We start from the raw sequence: 20,150 nt of genomic DNA, 5'->3' as shown, positions 1-20,150 counted from the left end.
TCGCATTTGCGAACGGGCCCCGGTCGCGCCCCGGGGCCCGGACGGAATGTGATCTACCCTTGCATTCTCGCGGCGGATGTTGAACGCTGATTGAAAAGACAAGAACATCCCCGCGGGAGGGAAGGCATGAGCAAGGCTCTGGCCGTCTTCCACGGCCGGTTCGGTCGCGCGACGGTCTATCAGTTGAACCGCCCCTTCAACATGCACGCGCATCGTGAAGGGCATCTGATTTTTCATGTCGGTGGAACGCCAGCCGGCATCGATGTGTGCGATGAGCGATGGCTTCTCACAGAAGACTCCATTGTTGCGATCAACCCTTGGGAACCACACAATTTTGTCCCGACGGATATGGAGAACGGGGCAATCTTCTTCGTCCTCTACGTCAACGCCGAATGGTTCGCTCCCGATGCGGCGCGGGCCCACAGCCTGCGGTTCGGCCGAACATGCTTCAAGCGGACGGTTCCCCTCGACAGGCATATCAGGCGAACCGCCGCGCTGGTCTGCGGTGCGCCTTCGCTAAGCAGCCTCGATTGCGAACTAAGGCAGTTGATCGACGGTTGCCATGAGGAAAGCTGGCAAAGGCCCGAGCCGGTGCAGGAGGCGCGCACCGCCGCCGCCGTTACTGATTTTCGCGTCCGCAAATCCATCAAGCTGATGTCCGAAAGCCCGGGCGCGGAAATCGAACTGGATTCGATCGCGCGGGAGGCCGGCCTGTCGCGTCCGCATTTCTACAGGCTGTTCCGCACCCAGACCGGCGTCACCCCGAACCTCTATCTCAATACACTGATCATGGAACAGGCACTGGACGCCTTGGTCGCGACCGAGGTGCCGATCGCCGATATCGGCTTCGATCTCGGCTTCTCCTCCCAAAGCGGTTTCACACGCTTCTTCGCTGCCAATGTCGGGATGGCACCGACGGAATACCGCCGCGCCGCCAAAGTCTTGCGACCCTGAGCGTATCAGGCGCGAAAAGATACTGACAATCAAGTGCAAGGTTTGCGGCGCCGTTAGGATGCCCTGAAAACGCGAGCCGAAACGGCCGCGGCGTCTGGGAGGACGGTATGGCGACCGCCGGGCTTTTACCGTGACAGGATTCATCGAACGCCATCCGGCATGGGCGCTGATCCTCTTGATCGCGGTCGCGGTCTTGCTGTGGCTGATCCTTGCCGTGTGGCCGCCCGGCCTCGAAGAGGCAATCGGCCGAAAGCGCGTCTTTCTCAACGCCGTCTTCAACGGCATCACGCTCGGCAGCCTCTACTTCCTGGTGGCGAGCGGCTTCACCCTGATTTTCGGCCTGATGCGCAACGTCAATCTGGCGCATGGTTCGCTCTATCTGTTCGGCGGCTACATCGGTTACGCCATCAGCACCTGGACCGGCTCCTGGGTGCTCGGTTTCATCATCGCGTTTATCGGTGTGGCGCTGGTCGGCGTCGTCCTGCAAATCGTCGTCTTCCGCCGCATGGAGGGCGAGGATCTGCGCCAGACCATGGTCACGATCGGGCTTTCGATCGTATTTGCGGACCTGATGCTGTGGGTATTCGGCGGCGATTTCTATCAGATCCAGACCCCGAGCTGGCTGGTCGGCCCGATCGAATTGCCGCTGGTTACCGCGGTCAAATCGTCGGGCGAGGCGGTCTATCTGCGGTACCCGATGGTGCGGCTCGTGATCTTCGCAGCCGCGGTGGTGATCGGCATCGCGATGTGGCTGGCGCTCAATCGAACCCGCGTCGGGATGATGGTGCGTGCCGGCGTCGATGACCGCGACATGCTGGCCGCGACCGGCGTGCCCATCCAGCTCGTCTTCGTCGTCGTGTTCGCGCTCGGCGCCGGGCTTGCCGGCATCGCGGGCGTGGTCGGCGGAACCTTCCAGTCGCTTTCGCCCAGCGAAGACACCCGCTTTCTGCTGGCTTCCCTCGTCGTCGTCATCGTCGGCGGCATGGGATCGATCCCGGGCGCGGCGCTCGGCGCCGTTATCATTGGCCTCGCCGAGCAGCTCGGCTCCGTCTACATCCCGACCTACGCGATCGTGGTGACCTTCCTCATCATGGTGCTGGTGCTGGCGCTGCGGCCGCAGGGCCTGTTGGCGAGGCGCTGACATGTCGCTGGTCCAGGGCGCGCATCAAGAGACCAGTCGGGTAGCATCAGCGCGGGCGGCGTTGCTGGCGTGGCCGGAATTCAACAATCCGGCCGTCTGGTTGGTGGCGGTGATCCTCCTGATCATGCCGTTCATCGCCAGCGGCTTCTTCCTGATCGAGATCTTCGCCACGACGCTGATCCTCGGGACCATCGCCCTCAGCCTGATGTTCCTGGCGGGCTATGGCGGCATGGTCAGCCTGATGCAGCTCACCATCGCCGGCTTTGCCGCCTACATGGTCGCGGTGTTCGGCATGAGCGCCAACACCAATATCAGCCTCGGCTGGCCGTGGTGGCTCGCCACACCGATGGCGCTGGTGCTCGCGACCATCTTCGGCACGCTCGGTGGTGCGCTCGCGGTTCGCACCGAGGGCATCTACACCATCATGATCACGCTCGCGATCGGTGCGGCCTTCTACTATTTCACCAATCAGAACTGGCCGATCTTCGGCGGCCATACCGGCATCAACACCATCGCCACGCCGAAATTCTGGGGCGTCGACTGGCGCGCCGACGTCCCCTACTACTACATCACGCTGGGCGTCGCGGCGTTTTGCTATTTCGCGGTTCAATATGTCTCGCGCGCCCCGTTCGGCCTCGCACTGCAGGGCGTGCGGGACAATCCCCGCCGCATGGCGGCGCTCGGCTTCAATGTCAACGCACACCGCGTGGCAGCCTACGCCTTCGCATCCTTCATCGCCGCGCTCGGCGGCGTGCTGCAGGTCTGGAACTACCGGCAGATCTCGCCCGGCTCGGTCAGCGTCGGCGCCTGTATCGATATCCTGATCATCGCCGTGGTCGGCGGCATCACCCGTCCCGTCGGCCCCTTCATCGGCGCCTTCATCTTCGTCATCCTGCGCACCTTCGCGCTCGATCTCCTGGTCAAGTTCGGGCTCGACGGCAACCGCTTCCGGTTGCTGATCGGTCTCGGATTCCTAGCCATCGTGTTCTGGTCGTCGGACGGCGTGATCGGGCTCTGGGAGCGATGGCGCCGCCGCGCAACCGCGCCCGACAAACGCGCAAGCGGAGGCCACGGTCATGGATAGCGCCGCGCCACGCTTTTCAGCGGTCGGTTCCGGCGCCGCGCTCGAGCTGCGTGGCGTGACGCGGCTGTTCGGCGCGCTCGCGGCGCTGACCGACGTCACCATCACGGTTCGCCCGGGGGAACGCCGCGCCGTGCTCGGCTCCAACGGCGCCGGCAAGACCACGCTGTTCAATTGCGTGACCGGCGACTTTCCGCCCTCCTCCGGCACCATCCGCTTCTTCGGCGAGGACATCACTCACTTTCCGCCCTATGAGCGGATCCGCCGCGGCTTGCGCCGCACCTACCAGATATCGGCGCTGTTCCCCGGCCTCACCGCGCGGGACAATGTCTACCTCGCCTGCCGCGGCGTATCCCGCGGTCGATTTTCGCCGCTGCGTCCGGGCGCGAACGACGCCCTCATGCATGCAGCCGAAGCGCTGATCCAGGCGGTGCATCTGACGCCGGTCAGGGAACAGTTGGTCGCGGAACTCGCGCATGGCCAGCAGCGGCAGCTCGAGATCGCGCTCGCGCTTGCCGGCGCCCCGCGATTCATCCTGTTCGACGAACCGGCCGCGGGCCTCTCCCCCACCGAGCGACGCGAGCTGATCGAAATCCTGACGTCGCTGCCTGCCCATATCGGCTACATCATCATCGAGCACGACATGGATGTCGCGTTGCGCGTCGTCGAAAGCGTCACGATGATGCACAACGGCCGCGTCTTCAAGGAAGGCCTGCCGCACGAGATCGAAGCCGATCCCGAGGTCCAGGAACTCTATCTGGGGGCCGGTCATGAGTGAGGTCCGCCGCGCCGCGCCTGCCCTCGAAGTCAGGGGCCTCGACGTCTATTACGGCCATTCCCATGCCCTGCAGGGCGTCGACCTGACTTTGGACTCGGGCGTGTTCTCGGTGGTCGGCCGCAACGGCATGGGCAAGACCACGCTGTGCAAGACCATCATGGGCCTGTTGCGGGCGAGCGGCGGTTCGGTTCGAGTCCGCGGCGAGGATATCACCCGTCTCAGCCCGGCGCGGATCGCGCAGGCAGGCGTCGGCTACGTGCCGCAAGGGCGACGGCTGTGGCGCTCGCTCAGCGTCGCCGAGCATTTGAGCCTCGCCGCCGGGATGCGGCGCGGGCCGTGGACCATCGATCGCATCTACGAGACGTTCCCCCGTCTTGCCGAACGCAAGGATCATGGTGGCGGCCAGCTCTCGGGCGGCGAACAGCAGATGCTGGCGATCTCGCGCGCGCTTCTGACCAACCCGCATCTGCTCATCATGGACGAGCCGACCGAAGGCCTCGCACCGGTCATCGTCGCCCAGGTCGAGGAAATGCTGGTGCGCCTCGGTGAAGACGGCGACATGTCGGTGCTCGTGATCGAGCAGAATATCGGCGTCGCTACCGCGATCTCGAAAAATGTCGCGATCATGGTCAATGGCCGCATCAATCGCATCATCGACTCCGCGCGCCTTGCGGCCGACCGCGAGCTGCAGCAACGGCTGCTTGGTGTTGGCGTCGTTGGAGTCCACGCCGAGCTGGACACGGATATCGAAGCCGCCGATGCGAGCACCGCGGCTGAGGCGCGTCCTGCGCCGCCGCGCGCCGCGGGCGCAGCCCCAATCCGCGTCTATATCTCCAATCCCACCCTGCCGACGCGGTGGTCGCAGCCGGCGCCGATTGCGCGCATCGAGGCCGCAGCGCGCACGCTTTCGACGGGCGTTACGCGTATCGAAGACGTTGCCCGGCAAAAACGCCCGGCCGGGGCTTCTGTACAAAGCGCATCCGGGCCACCTGTCGTCCTCGTCGCCGGCACGCTCGATACCAAGGGCGAGGAACTGCGCTTCATTCGCGACGTGATCGCCGGACAGGGCTTGCGGACGCGCCTGGTCGACGTATCAACCAGCGGCAAGCTTTCCACCTGCGACGTCTCCGCCCAGGAAATCGCGCTGAACCACGGGCGCGGCGGATCTGCTGTGTTCGGGTCCGACCGCGGCGCGTCGGTGACGGCGATGGCGGACGCGTTCGCCAACTGGCTGCGCCGCCAGGGCAATGTCGCAGGCATCATTTCAGCAGGCGGCTCTGGCGGTGCTTCGCTGGTCGCGCCCGCCATGCGCACCCTCCCCGTCGGCGTGCCGAAGCTCATCATCTCCTCGGTCGCCTCGGGAGATGTCGGTCCCTACGTGGGCCCCGCCGATATCACGATGATGTATTCGGTCACCGACGTACAGGGTCTCAATTCGATCTCGCGCGCCGTGCTCGCCAACGGCGCCAACGCCATCGCCGGCATGGTGAAGGCGCGTCTGGACAATCAGGCCAGGCTGGAGCGCAACGCGCCGGCCGATCTGCCGGCGGTCGGCATCACCATGTTCGGCGTGACGACGCCGGCCGTGCAGAAGATCGCGGCCGACCTGCGCAACGATTTCGAATGCCTCGTCTTCCACGCCACCGGCGTCGGCGGCCGCTCGATGGAAAAGCTGGTCGATTCCGGAATGCTGGCCGCCGTCATCGATCTCACGACGACAGAAGTCTGCGATCTCCTGATGGGCGGCGTGTTTCCGGCGACCGACGACCGCTTTGGCTCGATCATCCGCAGCCGCCTGCCCTTCATCGGCTCTGCCGGCGCGCTGGATATGGTCAATTTCGGCGCGCCCGACACGATCCCTGAGCGCTATCGCCAGCGCAAATTCCACGTTCACAATCCGCAGGTGACCTTGATGCGCACCACGCCGGAGGAGAACGAGCGCATCGGGCGCTGGATCGGCGACAAGCTCAACCGGATGGATGGGCCGGTGCGCTTCTTCCTGCCGGAAGGCGGCGTCTCCGCGCTCGACGCCCCGGGCCAGCCGTTCTGGGATCCGGAAGCGGACGCCGCGTTATTTACCGCACTGGAGCGCAGCCTGCGCCAGACCAGCAACCGCCAGGTTATCCGCGTCAAGCGCCACATCAACGAACCCGAATTTGCATCCGCCATCGTCAACGCGCTCCGTCCTCTGGTCGGACGCCCGGGGACCCGTCGGAAAGTCGCGAGGTGACCATGGCGAAGTTCGAACGTTCAGCCATCCTGAAGAAGTTTCGCACCATGGCCGCCAAGGGCGAGCCGATCGTCGGCGGCGGCGCCGGCACTGGATTATCAGCCAAGTGCGAGGAAGCCGGCGGCGTCGACCTGATCGTCATCTATAATTCCGGCCGCTATCGCATGGCCGGGCGCGGCTCGCTTGCCGGAATGATGCCGTATGGCGATGCTAACGCCATCGTCGTGGAAATGGCCGGCGAAGTGCTGCCCGTCGTCACAAGGACGCCGGTGCTGGCCGGCGTCAACGGCACCGACCCGTTCCGCGATATGGATAACTTTCTGGACCAGTTGAAGGCGCTGGGCTTTGCCGGCGTGCAGAACTTTCCAACCGTCGGGCTGATCGACGGCGTATTTCGCGCCAATCTCGAGGAAACCGGAATGTCCTACGCGCTGGAGATCGACATGATCGCCAAGGCGCGTGACAAGGACATGCTGACGACGCCTTACGTGTTCAGCGAAAGCCAGGCGACCGCGATGGCCATCGCAGGCGCTGATATCATTGTCTGCCATCTCGGCCTGACCACCGGCGGTGCGATCGGTGCGCAGACCGCGCTAAGGCTCGAAGACTGCCCGGAACAGATCGACACCTGGGCGGCAGCGGCGCTCTGCGTCAATCCGGACATATTGGTGCTGGCCCATGGCGGTCCTATCGCCGAGCCTGATGATGCCGACTTCATCATGAAACACACGCGCAAGTGCCACGGCTTCTACGGCGCCTCCTCGATGGAGCGCCTGCCGGTGGAGCGGGCGCTCACGGAACAGGTTCGTAAATTCAAGGCGATCGGCGCGCGGTAAACGCCGGGAGCAAAGGGAGGAAAAGATGTCGGGGACTCTGGTTGGCGAATTGATTCTCTGGCTGATCGTTGCGATCGTCGTGATCGCCATCGTCGTCTACATCGTGAACTGGCTCTACCACCGTTCGTCGAAGGAAGTCTCCTTCGTCCGAACCGGCCTGCTCGGCGAACGCGTCGTGATCAACGGCGGCGCCTTCGTGCTGCCTTTCATCCACGACTTTACGCCCGTCAACATGAACGTGCTTCCGATGGGCATCGTGCGGGCCAAGCATGACGCGGTGATTACCCGCGACCGCATGCGTATCGACATCGAGGCCGACTTTTACGTGCGGGTGCAGCCGACGCGCGAGGCGGTCGCGATCGCCGCCGCCACGCTCGGGCGGCGCACGCTCGAGCCTGAGCAGTTGCACGCCCTGCTTTCCGGCAAGTTCGTCTCCGCCATACGTTCGGTCGCCGCCGAAATGACCATGGAACAGATGCACGAGCAGCGCGGCGAATACGTCACGCGGCTCAAGGCCGCCGCCGCCGAGGCGTTGGCCCAGAACGGCCTCGAACTCGAATCCGTCGCCATCACCGACCTCGACCAGACCGATCTGGAATACTTTAATCCATCGAACCGATTCGACGCCGAGGGCCTGACCCGCCTGATGGAGGACATCGAGGCCAAGCGCAAGCTGCGCAACGACATCGAACAGGATTCGATGATCAAGATCCGGACCCGCAACCTCGACGCCGAGCGCCAGGCGCTGGAGATCGAGCGCGAAAGCGAGACCGCCCGCCTCGAACAGGAACGCGACATCGAGATGCGCCGGGCGCTGCAGCGCACCGAGGTGGCGCGCGAGCGCGCCTTGCGCGAGACCGAGGCCGAACAGGCGCAGATTTCCGCCCGTGAAGCCATCGAGAAGGCCCGCATCGCCAACGAACAGGCGATCGCCGAGGCCCGCATCTTCTCCGAGCGCGAGACCCGTCACCGCGAGATCGAGCGCACGCGCGCGGTGGAAGAGAAGGAATTGCTCGCGCGCGAGGAAATCGAAAAGGCCAAGATCGCCAACCAGCGCGCGGTCGATACCGCCCGCATCGCCTCCGAACGCGAGGTGCGCCAGCGCGACATCGAGCGCACGCGGTCGGTCGAGGAAGCCGAGATCACAGCCCGCGAGGCGGTCGAGAAGGCGCGCATCCAGCAGGATCGCTCCATCACCGACGCGCGGATCGCCAACGAGGAAGAAACCCGAAGGCGCGAGATCGAGCGTACCCGCGCGGTCGAGGAAGCCGAAATCGCGGCGCGCGAGGCGATCGAAAAGGCCCGCATCGCCCAAACTACCATCGTCAACGTCGAACGCATCGCCTCCGACGAGCGCACCCGGTCGCTGGAGATTGCGCAGGTTCGCACCATTCAGGAAGCGGAGATCGAGGCGCAGAAGGCCGTGGAAGCCGCACGGATCGCGCGAGAGCGGACGCTGGCGGCGGAGCGGATCGGCGCCGAGCACGCTACGCGCAAGCTGGAAATCGAGCGCAACCAGGCGCTGGAAGTCGCCGGAATCACCGCGCGCGAGGCGACCGAATCCTCCCGCATCGCCCAGGAAGAGCGCGTTCGCTCGCTCGAAATCGCGCGCAACCGTGCCATCGAGGAGGCCGACATCGCCTCGCGCGAAGCGATCGAGGCCGCGCGCATTGCCCAGGAGAAGGTGATCGCCGCCCAGCGTATCCGGGCGGAGAAGGAAACCAGGGGGCTCGAGATCGACCGCACCGAATCGATCGAGGCTGCCGAACTCAAGCGGCGCGATGCGATCGAACGGCGGCGCGTCGAGGTCGAACTGGCGCTGGAGGCGGAGCGCATTGCCTCGTCGAAGACCCGCGAGGTCCTCAACATCGACCAGAAGAAGGCGGTCGAGATCGCCGACGAGGAGCGCGTAATCGCGCTCGCCGCCAAGCGCTCCGAACGGATCGACGCCGATCGCCAGGTCAAGCAGGCCGAGATCATCGCGCGCAAGGAAGTCGAGACAACAGATGTCTCGCGCGAACAGGCGCTCGAGGCCGCCCGGCTCGCTCGCCGGCGCGCGATCGAGCAGCTCGAGGTCGGCCGCGTCCAGGCGCTGCAGGAAGCCGAGATTGCCTCCCGCGAGGAAGTCGAGCGGGCCCGCATCGCCTCCGACCGCGGCCTCGACGAAGCCCGCATCGGCCGCGAGCGCGATCTGCGCAAGCTGGAGGTCAATCGCGAGAAGGAAGTCGAAACGGCGCTGATGGATAAGGCCATCGCTCTTTACCAAAAGTCACTGGAAGAGTCCGCGGCCAAGGTGGCGGCCGAGGATGCGCGCGCGGGAGCGACTGAGGCGGCCGAGCGCGTCGTCACCGCCCGCGACAGCGAGATCGCCAAACGACAGAAGACCATCGAGGTGCTGCTGGCGGAGAAGCGGGCCGAGGAGACGAAGATCGCGGCCGACGCCGAGCGCGTGCGCGCCGCCGTCGAGGCCGAAGCACAGCGGCTGCTCAACGAAGCCGAGAACGTGCTCACCGACCAGGCGCGCTACTCGCTGTTCCGCCGCAAGCTGCTCGACCGCATCGAGGGCATCGTGCGCGAGAGTGTCAAGCCGATGGAGAAGATCGAAGGCATCCGCATCCTTCAGGTGGACGGGCTCAACGGTGGTGGCGGCGGCAATGGCGGCCGCAGCGCCACCGACGAGGTGATCGACTCGGCGCTGCGTTATCGAATGCAGGCGCCGCTGATCGACTCGCTCCTCGCCGATATCGGCGTCGAGGGCGGCAGCCTCGCCAGGATGCCTGGCCTGATCCGCGAGGCGCGCGACATGCAGGGCATCAAGGAATCGACGCGCAAGGGCGGTCCAGGCAAATCCGACGCACCGCCTGCCCCTGACACCCCCGGCGAGACGGCCCCAGAACGCGGACCGCGCAAGAAAGGTTGAGATCACGCCATGGCCCGCGTCTACGTCTCCACCGTCGTCAACGCCCGCAACGACCGCGTCTGGGCGCGCGTGCGCGACTTCAACGGCATGCCGAACTGGCATCCGGCGATTGCGGAAAGCCGCATTGAGGGCGGAGAGCCCGCGGACAAGATCGGATGCGTGCGCGACTTTCGCCTGCGCAACGGCGATCGCATCCGCGAAAAACTACTCGGCCTCTCCGACTACGACATGTTCTGCACCTACTCCATCCTGGAGTCGCCGATGGGGGTGGAGAACTACGTAGCGACCCTGCGGCTCACGCCGGTAACCGACGGCGACCAGACCTTTCTCGAATGGACCGCCGAATTCGACTGTGCGCCCGAGCGCGAGAACGAGCTTGTCAGCAATATCGGGACCGGCGTGTTTCAGGGCGGATTCGACGCCCTCAAGCGTGCCTTCGGAGGCTAGTGTGCCGCATATCGTCAAAAGCACGATCCTCGACGCGCCGACCGGCGCGGTCTGGAACGTGCTGCGCGATTTCAACGGCCACGACCGCTGGCATCCCGCGGTGGCGACCAGCACCATCGAGCGCGCGCAGGCTTCCGACAAGATCGGCTGCGTGCGCCGCTTCAAGCTGCAGGACGGTTCGGAATTGCGCGAACAATTACTTGCGCTGTCCGACCTCGAACAGACCTTCAGCTATTGCCTGCTCGATACGCCGATCCCGATGTTCAACTATGTCGCCCATGTCCGCCTGCTGCCGGTCACCGACGGCGACCGCACCTTCTGGCATTGGGAATCCAGGTTCACCACGCGGCCCGCGGATGCCGAGCGGCTGACGCAGATGGTCGCGGAACAGATCTATCAAGCCGGCTTCGAAGCCATTCGCCGGCACCTGAAGGAGGCCGCATGAACGCGGAGGCGAAACCATGCCTGTGACGGTGAAGACATTCGCGAGTTTTGGCGAGGCGGCGTCGGCGCTGTCGTCCGACCGCGGCGCGCGCTATCTCGGCGGCGGCACGCTGGTGATGCGCGCCCTCAATGAAGGCGATATCTCGATCTCGACCGTCGTGCGCGCGACCGACGGGGCGCTGTCTCGCATCGATGTGGCGAGCTCACGCATCACACTCGGCGCCGGCGTCACCTTCGCCAAAATTCTGGCCGAGCGCGATCTTGCCTTTCTGCACGCGCCGGCGCGTTCGATCGGCGGACCGGCGGTGCGCAACATGGGCACGGTCGGCGGCAATTTGTTTGCACCCAGCCCCTATGGCGACTTCACCGTCGCACTGCTGGCGCTCGACGCGACCGTCTCCGTCCAGGGCGGGCTCGGTGCCCGCGACATGGCAATCGAGGAATTTTTGCAATCCCGCGAACGCCAGAGCGGCGCGCTGGTGCTGGCCGTCTCCTGTCCGCGGCCCGCGAGCGCCGACGCCTTCCGCTATCGCAAGATCGCCCGCATCAAGCCGAAGGGCGGCTCGGTGATCACGATTGCCGCGCACCTGCCTGTCAGCGGTGGCCGCATATCGGGAGCCCGCATCGCGCTCGGCTCGATGGCCGCGACGCAGATTCGCGCAAGGGCCGCCGAACGCGCGCTGGAGGGACGCGCACTCGACGATGCGGCGATCAGCGCTGCGGCTGCGGCCGCAACGGAGGGCGTATCGCCCACGGACAACGCGCTCGGCAGCGCCTGGTATCGCCGCGAGATCGTCGGCGTTCATCTGCGCCGCCTGCTGTCCGGCCTGGAGTAAGTATCATGACCAAGACCCCGCTCCAGTTTCGTCACAATGGCCGCGATGTCGCCGTGTTCGTCGACGGCGGCGTCAATTTGCTGGTCGCGCTCCGCGAATTGATCGGCGACATGACGCCGAAATTCGGCTGCGGCCAGGGCGGCTGCGGCGCCTGCAGCGTGCTGATCGACGGCGAACTCCATCTCTCCTGCCTGACGCTGGCGGAAACCGTGAACGGCCGCTCGATAGAAACGCTCGACGGGCTGAAGGATGGCCCCAACCTGCATCCGCTGCAGCGCGCCTTCATGGAACAATTCGCGGCCCAGTGCGGCTACTGCACTCCGGGCATGCTGATGGCGGCGAAGGCACTGCTCGATCGCAATCCTTCGCCGACCCGTGCCGAGGTCATTGAGGCGATCTCGGGCAATATCTGCCGCTGTACCGGCTACGAGCCGATCATCAACGCCGTCCTCGCCGCCGCCACGAGCGGACGCGCCCGCGCCTAAAGGGAACGACCATGCTGGAACTGCGCAAGGACATCTTCGCCGACGAGCGCGACGACAACTTAAAGGAAATCGGCAAGGGCACGCAGCGCCAGGACATGCTCGGCCATGTCACGGGCACCTCGACCTATTTCGACGATCACAAGCTGCAGGGCATGCTCCATCTCAAGGTACTACGCAGCCCGCACGCCCACGCCCGCCTGCGCCACATCGACACGATGGAGGCGGAACGCTCCCCCGGCGTGCGGCGCATCATCCGCGGGGCCGACGTGCCGGTCAATCTCAACACGTTGCTCAGCCTGATCAACTTCGGCAAGGACGACGAGCCGTCGCTCGCCGTCGACAAGGTCCGCTACAAGGGCGAGCCGATCGTCGCCATCGTCGCCGACAGCCCGCGGGAAGCCTTTGAAGCCATCGCGAAAGTACGGGTCGATTACGAGCCGCTGCCCGCGATATTCGACGTCGAGGAAGCGCTGAAGCCGGGCGCGCCTGTCGTCAACGAGACCTACCCCAAGAACACCTTCATCTATCACGACGTCTACGATCACCAAAAACTGCGCTTCGGTGATGTCGAGCGCGGTTTTGCCGAGGCCGACCATGTTCTCGAGCAGCGTTACCAGATGTCGCCGATCGAGCACGCGCCGACCGAAACCAACGGCTCGATCGCAGCCCCCGACACCAACGGCCGCTACGTCGTCTACACCTCGACGCAGGCTTTGTTCTTCTCGCTAGATACCTGCGCAAAAATCCTCGACGTGCCCTCCAACACCTTCCACTTCATCGGCGGCACCGTCGGCGGCGGTTTCGGCGGCAAGGTGGACACGCTGACCGAACCGCTCGCCATTCTCGGCGCGATGCTGACAGGGCGTCCGGTGCGCTATCAGCTCGGGCGCGAAGAGGAGATGCAGTTCGGCTCGCCGCGCGGCGCCGAGCGCATCTACATCAAGGACGGCGTGATGCGCGACGGGCGCATCGTCGCGCGCAAAATTCGTGCCTATTTCGACAGCGGCGCCTATACCCGGCTTTCCAGCTACGCCGTCGTCAAATGCGTGGCTCACCTGCCCGGCCCCTACACGATCCCGAACGTCCATGGCGACGTCTACTGCGTGTTCACCAACCGCACGCCTGCGACCGCCATGCGCGGCTTCGGCGTCACCGCGATGGACTTTGCGCTTGAATGCCAGATGGACAAGCTCGCGCATCTCGTCGGCATCGACCCGATGGAATTCCGCATCCTCAACGCCTATCGCGACGGCGACATGAAGGCGCACCGGCGTGAGGCCAAGAACACGGCCCTGATCGAATGCGTCCAGGTCGCCGCCGAGAAAGCAAAATGGCCGCTTCGCGAAGAGGCCAAGCGCATGTCGTCGCGCACGGACGGCGGCGGCAGCCGGGCGGCGATTTCGCCGACGCCGCTTGAACCCGTTCCGCAACGCGCCGCGGCTTCGCAGCAGCGAACCACCTACGATCGCGCGCCCGCTGCAACGGTCCAGCCACCGCCGCCCGCGCCGACGCCTCCTCCCCCGCGGCCGCCGGCTCCGTCGCCATCACATGGCGCCACCCGATTTTCTTCTGTCTTCGGTACCAGGAGGCGCTGACCATGGCCAAGCATCGCGGACGCGGCATCGCCTCGATCAACTATCCCATCGGCATGAACCTCGGCGGCGACCCCAGCCAGGCGCTGGTTCATTCCAACCCCAGCGGCAAGTTCACGGTGTCCCTGTCGTCGATCGACCTCGGCCAGGGCATGAAGTCGGTGACGCGGCAAATCTGCGCGGAGACGCTCGGCGTGCCCGTAGAAGACGTCTATGTCGACACCGCTGACTCCGACACCGGGCCGCACTGCATGGGCTCGTTCGCCTCGCGCGGCACCCATCGCGTCGGCAATGCTGTCATGGCGGCGGCCAAGGAAGCGCGCGGCGTCATGATGGAAGCCGCCGCCGAGGAACTGGAGGTCAACGCCGCCGATCTCGATACCGACGGGCGCGGCAACATCCACGTCAAGGGCGCGCCGCACCGCTCGATCTCCACCAAGGACGTCGCCATCGCCGCGCAGTTCAAGCAGGGCAAGACGATATCCGGACGCGGCATCTTTCTGGTGCCGTTGTCCGAGGTTAATCCCGAGACCGGCGAGATGTCGCCCGCCACCTGCTACGCGCACGCCTGCCTTGTCGCCGAGGTCGAGGTCGACGACGAAACCGGCGAGGTCGCCATGGTGCGGATGGACAGCGCGTATGAATTGGGCCGCGCGCTCAATCCGCGGCTGGTGGAGCAGCAGCTCGTCGGCGGCGCGTGGATGGGGATCAGCCACGCGCTGTTTGAAACGCCCGAGCCCTATTATCCCGACCCCGCGCATGGCCCGCGCGATTTCGTCGAGTATCTGATGCCCGGCCCCGGCGATATCTGCCCGCACGATATCGCGGTGCTGGAACGCCCCGCGGCCGATGGACCGTTCGGCGCCAAAGGCCCCGGCGAGATGTGCGCCAATCCCGTACTGCCGGCGGTCGCCAACGCCATCTTCAACGCCGTCGGCGTGCGGATGGATGAACTGCCGATCACGCCGGAAAAGGTGTTGCGGGCGATCAAGGCACAGGGTGGCGCGCGGCCCCAGGTGCGGCGCTGAGGCACAACATGGCGGTCCGCAGCAACATCGTTGGCATCGACAGTCCGGAGGCGCTCGAACGGGCGTTGCGGACCGCATATTACCTTGCGGACGACGGCCTCGCGACGGCGGCCTATCTCGGGCTCGCGCTCGGCAAGCCGCTGCTACTGGAAGGCGCGCCGGGCGTCGGCAAGACCGAAGCCGCAAAAGCCATCGCCGCCGTGCTCGGCCGCCGCCTGATCCGCCTGCAATGCTATGAGGGCATCGACGCATCGGCCGCGCTTTACGAGTGGAACTATCCGCGCCAGATGCTCGCGATCCGCCAGGCCGGCGAAGAGAGCATCGACATCTATGGCGAGACTTTTCTGATCGAACGGCCGATGCTCGCGTCCTTGCGCGCGCCTGACTCCACCGTCCTGCTGATCGACGAAATCGACCGCGCTGACCAGGAGTTCGAGGCGTTCCTGCTCGAGTTCCTCTCCGACTTCCAGATTTCCATTCCCGAGCGCGGCACAGTTCGCGCTACCGAACGCCCCGTCGTCGTGCTGACCTCGAACCGCACCCGCGACCTGCACGAGGCGTTGCGCCGCCGCTGCGTCTATCACTGGATCGATTATCCGACGGCCGAGCGCGAGGCGCGCATCGTGATGATGCGGGCGTCAAGCGTCGCCGAAGCAACCGCGCGCGCTGTTGTCGCCGCTGTCGGCCGGCTGCGGCGCGAGCCGCTGAGCAAGGCGCCGGGAATTGCCGAAGCGGTGGACTGGGCCGAAGCAGCCACGCTGCTGCACGCACGCGGCGCGCGCTGGCCGGACGCCTTCAAGCGCTCCATCGGTGTCGCGTTGAAGGACGAGGAAGACCTCACCTTCATCTCCGGCCGGCTCGATGCCCTCATTGCGGAGGCTGCCGCGTGAGCGACGAACTTCAGCTACCTCACGCGGCGCGCGTGTTCGTATCCTTTGTCGCGCTGCTGCGCGTCAACGGTTTTGCCGTGGCACCGGAACAGACAACGGCATTCCTCGCGGCGATAGAGCTGCTGGGCCCGCGCAGCCTCGACGCCATTCGGCAGGCCGGCTTGGCGACGCTCGCCCCGCCGCCCGAGCGGCGCGCGACCTACGACCGCCTGTTCGACATTCATTTCCTCGGCAGCGAAGCGGTGGATCGCGCAGGCGCAGAAGATGAGGAAGTGATTCGCCTGCAGGAGGAAGGACGCGGCGAGGACGAAACGCTGCTGGCCGACGAGGCCAACGAATCCGGTCTTGCTGCCGCTCGCGCCGAGGCGCTGGTCGAACGCCGCTTCGCGCCGAGCCAAACCGGCGATGCCTTGCGAAGACTGTCACGAGAGGCCCCCGCGCGGCTGCCGCGGCGACGCGGCCATCGCCGGATGCGCGCCCGCCGCGGCCCTTGGGCGGATCTGCGCCGCACCCTGCGCGAGAGCGTGCGCAACGACGGCGAGGTGCTGCGGCTCGGGCGGCTGAAACGGCGTGCCCGGCCGCGCAAGGTTTTGTTGCTGATCGACGTCTCCGGCTCGATGAAGGGGCGCACCGACGACAACATGAAGCTCGCGCATGCGCTGTCGCACGCGGCTCCCAATGTCGAGGTGTTCACCTTCGGCACCCGCCTCACCCGCGTCACCCGCGCGCTCCGCCTCAAGCGCCGCGAGCAGGCGCTGTCGGCGGCCGCGCATCTGGTCAGCGATTGGGACGGCGGCACCCGGATCGGCGATGCGCTGCAGGCGTTCCTGGCGGTGCCAAGATTCGGCAGCTATGCGCGCGGCGCCGCGGTCGTCATCGTCTCCGACGGCCTTGAGCGCGGCGATCCTTCTGCGTTGCGTGACGCCGTCGCAAAATTGTCGCGACGTGCCTGGCGCCTGAGCTGGCTGACACCGCTCGCCACCGGTCCCGGCTTTCAGCCGCAGACCGAAGCGCTGATCGCGATCCGGCGCTTCGTAGATGATCTGGTCGACGGCGGATCGTCAGCCGCGATCGTTTCGCACGTTCTCTCGCTTGGACAAAGGAAGGCCGCGTGACCGAAATCGTCGATGCCCATCATCATATCTGGCGTCAGGCCGACCTGCCCTGGCTGAGCGGCCCGATGCAGCCGCGCATCTTCGGCCCCTATGAGCCGATCCGGCGCGACTATCCGATCCAGGAATATCTCGATGATCTCGCAGGCTCCGGCGTGACGCGGTCGGTCTATGTGCAAACCAACTGGGCCAATGATCGCTTCGAGGACGAAACCGCCTGGGTGCAGCAGACCGCGAAGGATCACGGCTGGCCGCACGCCATTGTCTCCTATGCTGACTTCAACGTCGATGACGTCCGCCCGCAACTCGATCGTCTGGCGCACTATCCCCTGGTGCGTGGCGTGCGCATGCAATTGCACTGGCACGAAAACCCGCTCTATCGCTTTGCGGCCCGGCCGGACCTCTGCGCCGATCCAAAGATCCGGCGCAACGTCGCGCGGCTCGCCGAGTATGGCTTCAGCTTCGACCTGCAAGTGTTCGCGCCGCAGATGGCGGATGCCGCCGGGCTCGCCGAAGCTTGTCCTGACGTGACCTTCATCCTGCAGCATGCCGGCATGCTGGAAGACCTTTCGCCGCAGGGCCAATCCGCCTGGCGCGGTGGAATGATGCGGCTTGCGGCCTGCCCGAACGTCGTCTCAAAGCTTTCCGGCCTCGGCACCTTCATGCACCGCAACGATCCGGCCCACGTCGCCGGCGTCCTCGCCGACACGGTGACGATCTTCGGTGCCGATCGCTGCCTGTTCGGCTCCAATTTTCCGATCGAAAAACTTTGGACCAGCTATCGCGAACTGGTGGACGCCTATCTCGCCGCGACCGCACATCTTCGCGCGGACCAGCGCGATGCCGTTCTGCGAACAACCGCGATGCGCGTTTATCGGTTGGGAATTTAAGCGAACAAGAGAATTCGGGGAGAGAGACATATGCCGCTTGAAATCAAGATTCTGGACTATGGCGATATCGAACTGGAATCGAGCTTCCTCGTGCTTGGCCGCGACTGCGGCCGGACCCGCCGTGTCCTGACGCTCGGCTTCCTGATCGTCGGCGGCCCCTACCCGGTCGTGGTCGACACCGGCTACCGCTCCAACCAGATCATGGAAACGCTGGGCATGCGCGGGCTTCAGTTCCACGAGAACATGATCGAGAACCAGCTCGCGCGCCACGGCGTGCGCATGGGCGATGTCCGCTATGTCTGCCACACGCATTTGCATATCGACCATGCCGGCAAGGACGATTTGTTTCCGATGAACACGACGGTCGTGCTCAACCGCAAGGAGCTGGAATATTCCGTCTCCGGCTTGATGCATCCGCAATATCCGGCGCCCGATATCAAGCATCTGATCGACCGCCTGCACACCAGGAGCGCGCTGCGCTTCCTCGATCTCGAGGTGACCGGCCCGATCGAGCTGATGCCGGGCGTCTATTGCGACGCCGCCAACGCCCACACCGAAGGCTCGATGAACATACACGTTCACACCGCCGACGGCATCGCCACCATCTGCGGCGACGTGATCTACGATTTCAACGACCAGATCGTCACGCCCTTCAACGAGATCCACGACGCCGAGCCGCGCACGACAGGCAATCACGGCACCAGCAAGCGCGCCGAAAAAGCAGCGATCAAAAAACTCCTGAGCAATTCGCGCTACCTGCTCCCCGTTCATGACCGCCCGGCCAAGATCGAAGGCGGCGTGGTGGTCGGCCGGCTGCACGACCAAGTGCCCGGCCCCGTGGTTCAGAGCCTGCCCCAGCGCAACTGGTTCCCGGCCTGAGCGCCGAAAGGACGGACCGATGACGCATGTCACGCTGCGCCCGGAATTCGAAATCCTGATCGATCCCTATGCGCCGGTCGGCCAGGTCGGCACGGGCTTCGATTTCACAGAAGGGCCGATCTGGCATCCGGTCCATCACTATCTGCTGTTCTCGGATATGCCCGGCGATGTGCGGCGGCGATGGGACGCCAAGCGCGGCGTCGTCGAGGTCAAGCGTCCGTCGAACAAATGCAACGGCATGACCTATGACGCGGAGCTCAATCTCATTGTCTGCGAGCACGCCACCTCGTCATTGATCCGCGAGCGGCCCGACGGCCGGCGCGAGGTGATCGCCTCGCACTTCGAAAATCAGGAACTCAACAGCCCGAACGATGTCTGCGTGCATTCGAACGGCGCGATCTATTTCAGCGATCCCTGGTATGGCCGCATGCCGGTCTACGGTGTCGAGCGGCCACGCCAGCTTGGATTCCAGGGCGTCTACCGCGTCCCGTCCGGCGGCGGCCCGCCAAAGCTCGTGGTCGACCGTCATCTGTTCGACCAGCCGAACGGCCTATGCTTCTCGCCTGATGAACGCCTGCTCTACGTCAACGACACGACGCAGGCGCTGATCCGCGTCTTCGACGTCGAGGCCGATGGCTCGCTCTCCAATGCGCGCGTTTTCGCCAGCGGCATTCGCTCAGAGCTCGAACCCGGCCTGCCCGACGGCATGAAGTGCGACCAGCGCGGCGATGTCTGGGTCACGGCGCCCGGCGGCGTCTGGGTCTATTCTCCCGCCGGCGAGTTGCTCGGCAAGGTTCGCGTTCCCGAACTCGTTGCCAATCTCGCCTGGGGCGGCGCTGACTTTCGCACGCTCTATCTGACCGCCACCCATTCGGTCTATGCGATCCCGGTCAAGGCCGGACCGCGCCACGAGCCCTATATGAGCGGCCGCGCTTCGACCGGCCCCGAGACCGGATCCACGCCACCCGCTGCACCTCAATTGGCCGGCGGCGACATGCAGCTCGACCCGCGGCGCTGCGCGATGATCATTCAGGATCTGCAGAACGACGTCATCATGGAGGGTGGCGCGTTCGCCGATTCCGGCTCGCCTGCGCACGCGCGCCAGCAACGCGTGGTCGACAATGTCCGCCGCCTCGCCGAGGCGGCGCGGGCGCGCGGCGTCATCATCATCCACGTCTGGTTCATCGTCGAGCCGGGCGCGCCCGGCGTCACGCTCAACGCGCCGCTGTTCGAAGGGCTGGTCGATAGTAATGCGATGGTGCGCGGAAGCTGGGGCGCCGCGCCGGTTTCAGGGCTGGAGCCGCGCGCCGGCGATTTCATCGTCGAGAAAATGCGGATGAGCGCCTGGGAAGGCACGCGGCTGGAGACCATCCTCAAGGCGACCGGCCGCGACATGATCATCAATACCGGCGCCTGGACCAATATGTCGATCGAGCACACCGCCCGCACCGGCGCCGACAAGGGCTACTTCATGATCGTCCCTGAAGACTGCTGCTCGACCATGAACGCCGACTGGCACAACGCCTCCATCAATTTTGCGATGCAAAATGTGGCCGTCGTCACCAACGCCGATGCGGTTATCAGGGGATTGGGGTGAACAGAGTCCG

The 20,150-nt window shown here is 65.4% G+C and carries 18 protein-coding genes; all 18 read left to right on the top strand.

What is annotated here, in order from left to right; genetic code table 11:
• Positions 1–126 precede the first annotated feature (126 nt).
• The 18 genes from V1294_RS10235 to V1294_RS10150 all read left to right on the top strand — a co-directional run bounded on the left by V1294_RS10235 (position 127) and on the right by V1294_RS10150 (position 20,140).
• Positions 127–954, top strand: coding sequence for a helix-turn-helix domain-containing protein (locus V1294_RS10235; RefSeq protein ID WP_334496808.1), 828 nt, complete (start codon positions 127–129; stop codon positions 952–954).
• A 130-nt stretch (positions 955–1,084) separates the two neighbouring features.
• Positions 1,085–2,095 (top strand): branched-chain amino acid ABC transporter permease, encoded by a 1,011-nt coding sequence (locus V1294_RS10230; RefSeq protein ID WP_334496806.1) that lies wholly within the window; start codon positions 1,085–1,087, stop codon positions 2,093–2,095.
• 1 nt (position 2,096) lies between these two features.
• On the top strand, positions 2,097–3,179 hold the full coding sequence (locus V1294_RS10225; protein WP_334496804.1) for a branched-chain amino acid ABC transporter permease: 1,083 nt from the start codon (positions 2,097–2,099) through the stop codon (positions 3,177–3,179).
• Complete coding sequence (locus tag V1294_RS10220) at positions 3,172–3,954, top strand: ABC transporter ATP-binding protein (RefSeq protein WP_334496802.1); 783 nt, start codon at positions 3,172–3,174, stop codon at positions 3,952–3,954. The genes V1294_RS10225 and V1294_RS10220 overlap by 8 nt, the downstream gene beginning before the upstream one ends.
• A complete protein-coding gene (locus tag V1294_RS10215; protein WP_334496800.1) occupies positions 3,947–6,184 on the top strand; it encodes an ABC transporter permease in 2,238 nt (745 codons plus the stop codon). Before V1294_RS10220 ends, V1294_RS10215 begins: the two co-directional genes overlap by 8 nt.
• A 2-nt stretch (positions 6,185–6,186) precedes the next feature.
• Positions 6,187–7,020 (top strand): phosphoenolpyruvate hydrolase family protein, encoded by an 834-nt coding sequence (locus V1294_RS10210; protein WP_334496798.1) that lies wholly within the window; start codon positions 6,187–6,189, stop codon positions 7,018–7,020.
• Between the two features lie 25 nt (positions 7,021–7,045).
• Entirely contained in the window at positions 7,046–9,940 is a 2,895-nt protein-coding gene (locus V1294_RS10205; RefSeq protein WP_334496796.1) for a flotillin family protein, read from the top strand.
• Between the two features lie 9 nt (positions 9,941–9,949).
• Entirely contained in the window at positions 9,950–10,387 is a 438-nt protein-coding gene (locus V1294_RS10200; protein ID WP_108517242.1) for an SRPBCC family protein, read from the top strand.
• 1 nt (position 10,388) lies between these two features.
• On the top strand, positions 10,389–10,832 hold the full coding sequence (locus tag V1294_RS10195) for an SRPBCC family protein (protein ID WP_334477535.1): 444 nt from the start codon (positions 10,389–10,391) through the stop codon (positions 10,830–10,832).
• Positions 10,833–10,848: 16 nt separating this feature from the next.
• Positions 10,849–11,667: an FAD binding domain-containing protein gene (locus V1294_RS10190; RefSeq protein WP_334496794.1), complete on the top strand. Its 819-nt coding sequence runs from the start codon at positions 10,849–10,851 to the stop codon at positions 11,665–11,667.
• Positions 11,668–11,672: 5 nt separating this feature from the next.
• Complete coding sequence (locus tag V1294_RS10185) at positions 11,673–12,152, top strand: (2Fe-2S)-binding protein (protein ID WP_334477532.1); 480 nt, start codon at positions 11,673–11,675, stop codon at positions 12,150–12,152.
• An 11-nt stretch (positions 12,153–12,163) separates the two neighbouring features.
• Entirely contained in the window at positions 12,164–13,747 is a 1,584-nt protein-coding gene (locus V1294_RS10180) for a xanthine dehydrogenase family protein molybdopterin-binding subunit (protein ID WP_334496792.1), read from the top strand.
• A gap of 2 nt (positions 13,748–13,749) precedes the next feature.
• A complete protein-coding gene (locus V1294_RS10175) occupies positions 13,750–14,772 on the top strand; it encodes a xanthine dehydrogenase family protein molybdopterin-binding subunit (RefSeq protein ID WP_334496790.1) in 1,023 nt (340 codons plus the stop codon).
• Positions 14,773–14,780: 8 nt separating this feature from the next.
• Positions 14,781–15,662, top strand: a complete 882-nt coding sequence (locus tag V1294_RS10170; RefSeq protein WP_334496787.1) for an AAA family ATPase — start codon at positions 14,781–14,783, stop codon at positions 15,660–15,662.
• Positions 15,659–16,777 carry a vWA domain-containing protein gene (locus V1294_RS10165; protein ID WP_334496785.1) on the top strand — a complete coding sequence of 373 codons (1,119 nt, stop codon included), beginning with the start codon at positions 15,659–15,661 and terminating at the stop codon, positions 16,775–16,777. Before V1294_RS10170 ends, V1294_RS10165 begins: the two co-directional genes overlap by 4 nt.
• Positions 16,774–17,664, top strand: a complete 891-nt coding sequence (locus V1294_RS10160) for an amidohydrolase family protein (protein ID WP_334496783.1) — start codon at positions 16,774–16,776, stop codon at positions 17,662–17,664. Before V1294_RS10165 ends, V1294_RS10160 begins: the two co-directional genes overlap by 4 nt.
• Before the next feature lie 30 nt (positions 17,665–17,694).
• The gene (locus tag V1294_RS10155) at positions 17,695–18,543 is read left to right on the top strand and encodes an MBL fold metallo-hydrolase (RefSeq protein WP_334496781.1); all 849 of its coding nucleotides are present in this window, start codon (positions 17,695–17,697) and stop codon (positions 18,541–18,543) included.
• Between the two features lie 19 nt (positions 18,544–18,562).
• Entirely contained in the window at positions 18,563–20,140 is a 1,578-nt protein-coding gene (locus V1294_RS10150; RefSeq protein WP_334496779.1) for an isochorismatase family protein, read from the top strand.
• The last annotated feature ends 10 nt before the right edge of the window (positions 20,141–20,150 follow it).

Source organism: Bradyrhizobium sp. AZCC 1678, from assembly GCF_036924765.1.
In the GTDB taxonomy this organism is placed as follows: domain Bacteria; phylum Pseudomonadota; class Alphaproteobacteria; order Rhizobiales; family Xanthobacteraceae; genus Bradyrhizobium; species Bradyrhizobium algeriense.
This window is presented reverse-complemented; position numbering and strand designations above follow the sequence as displayed.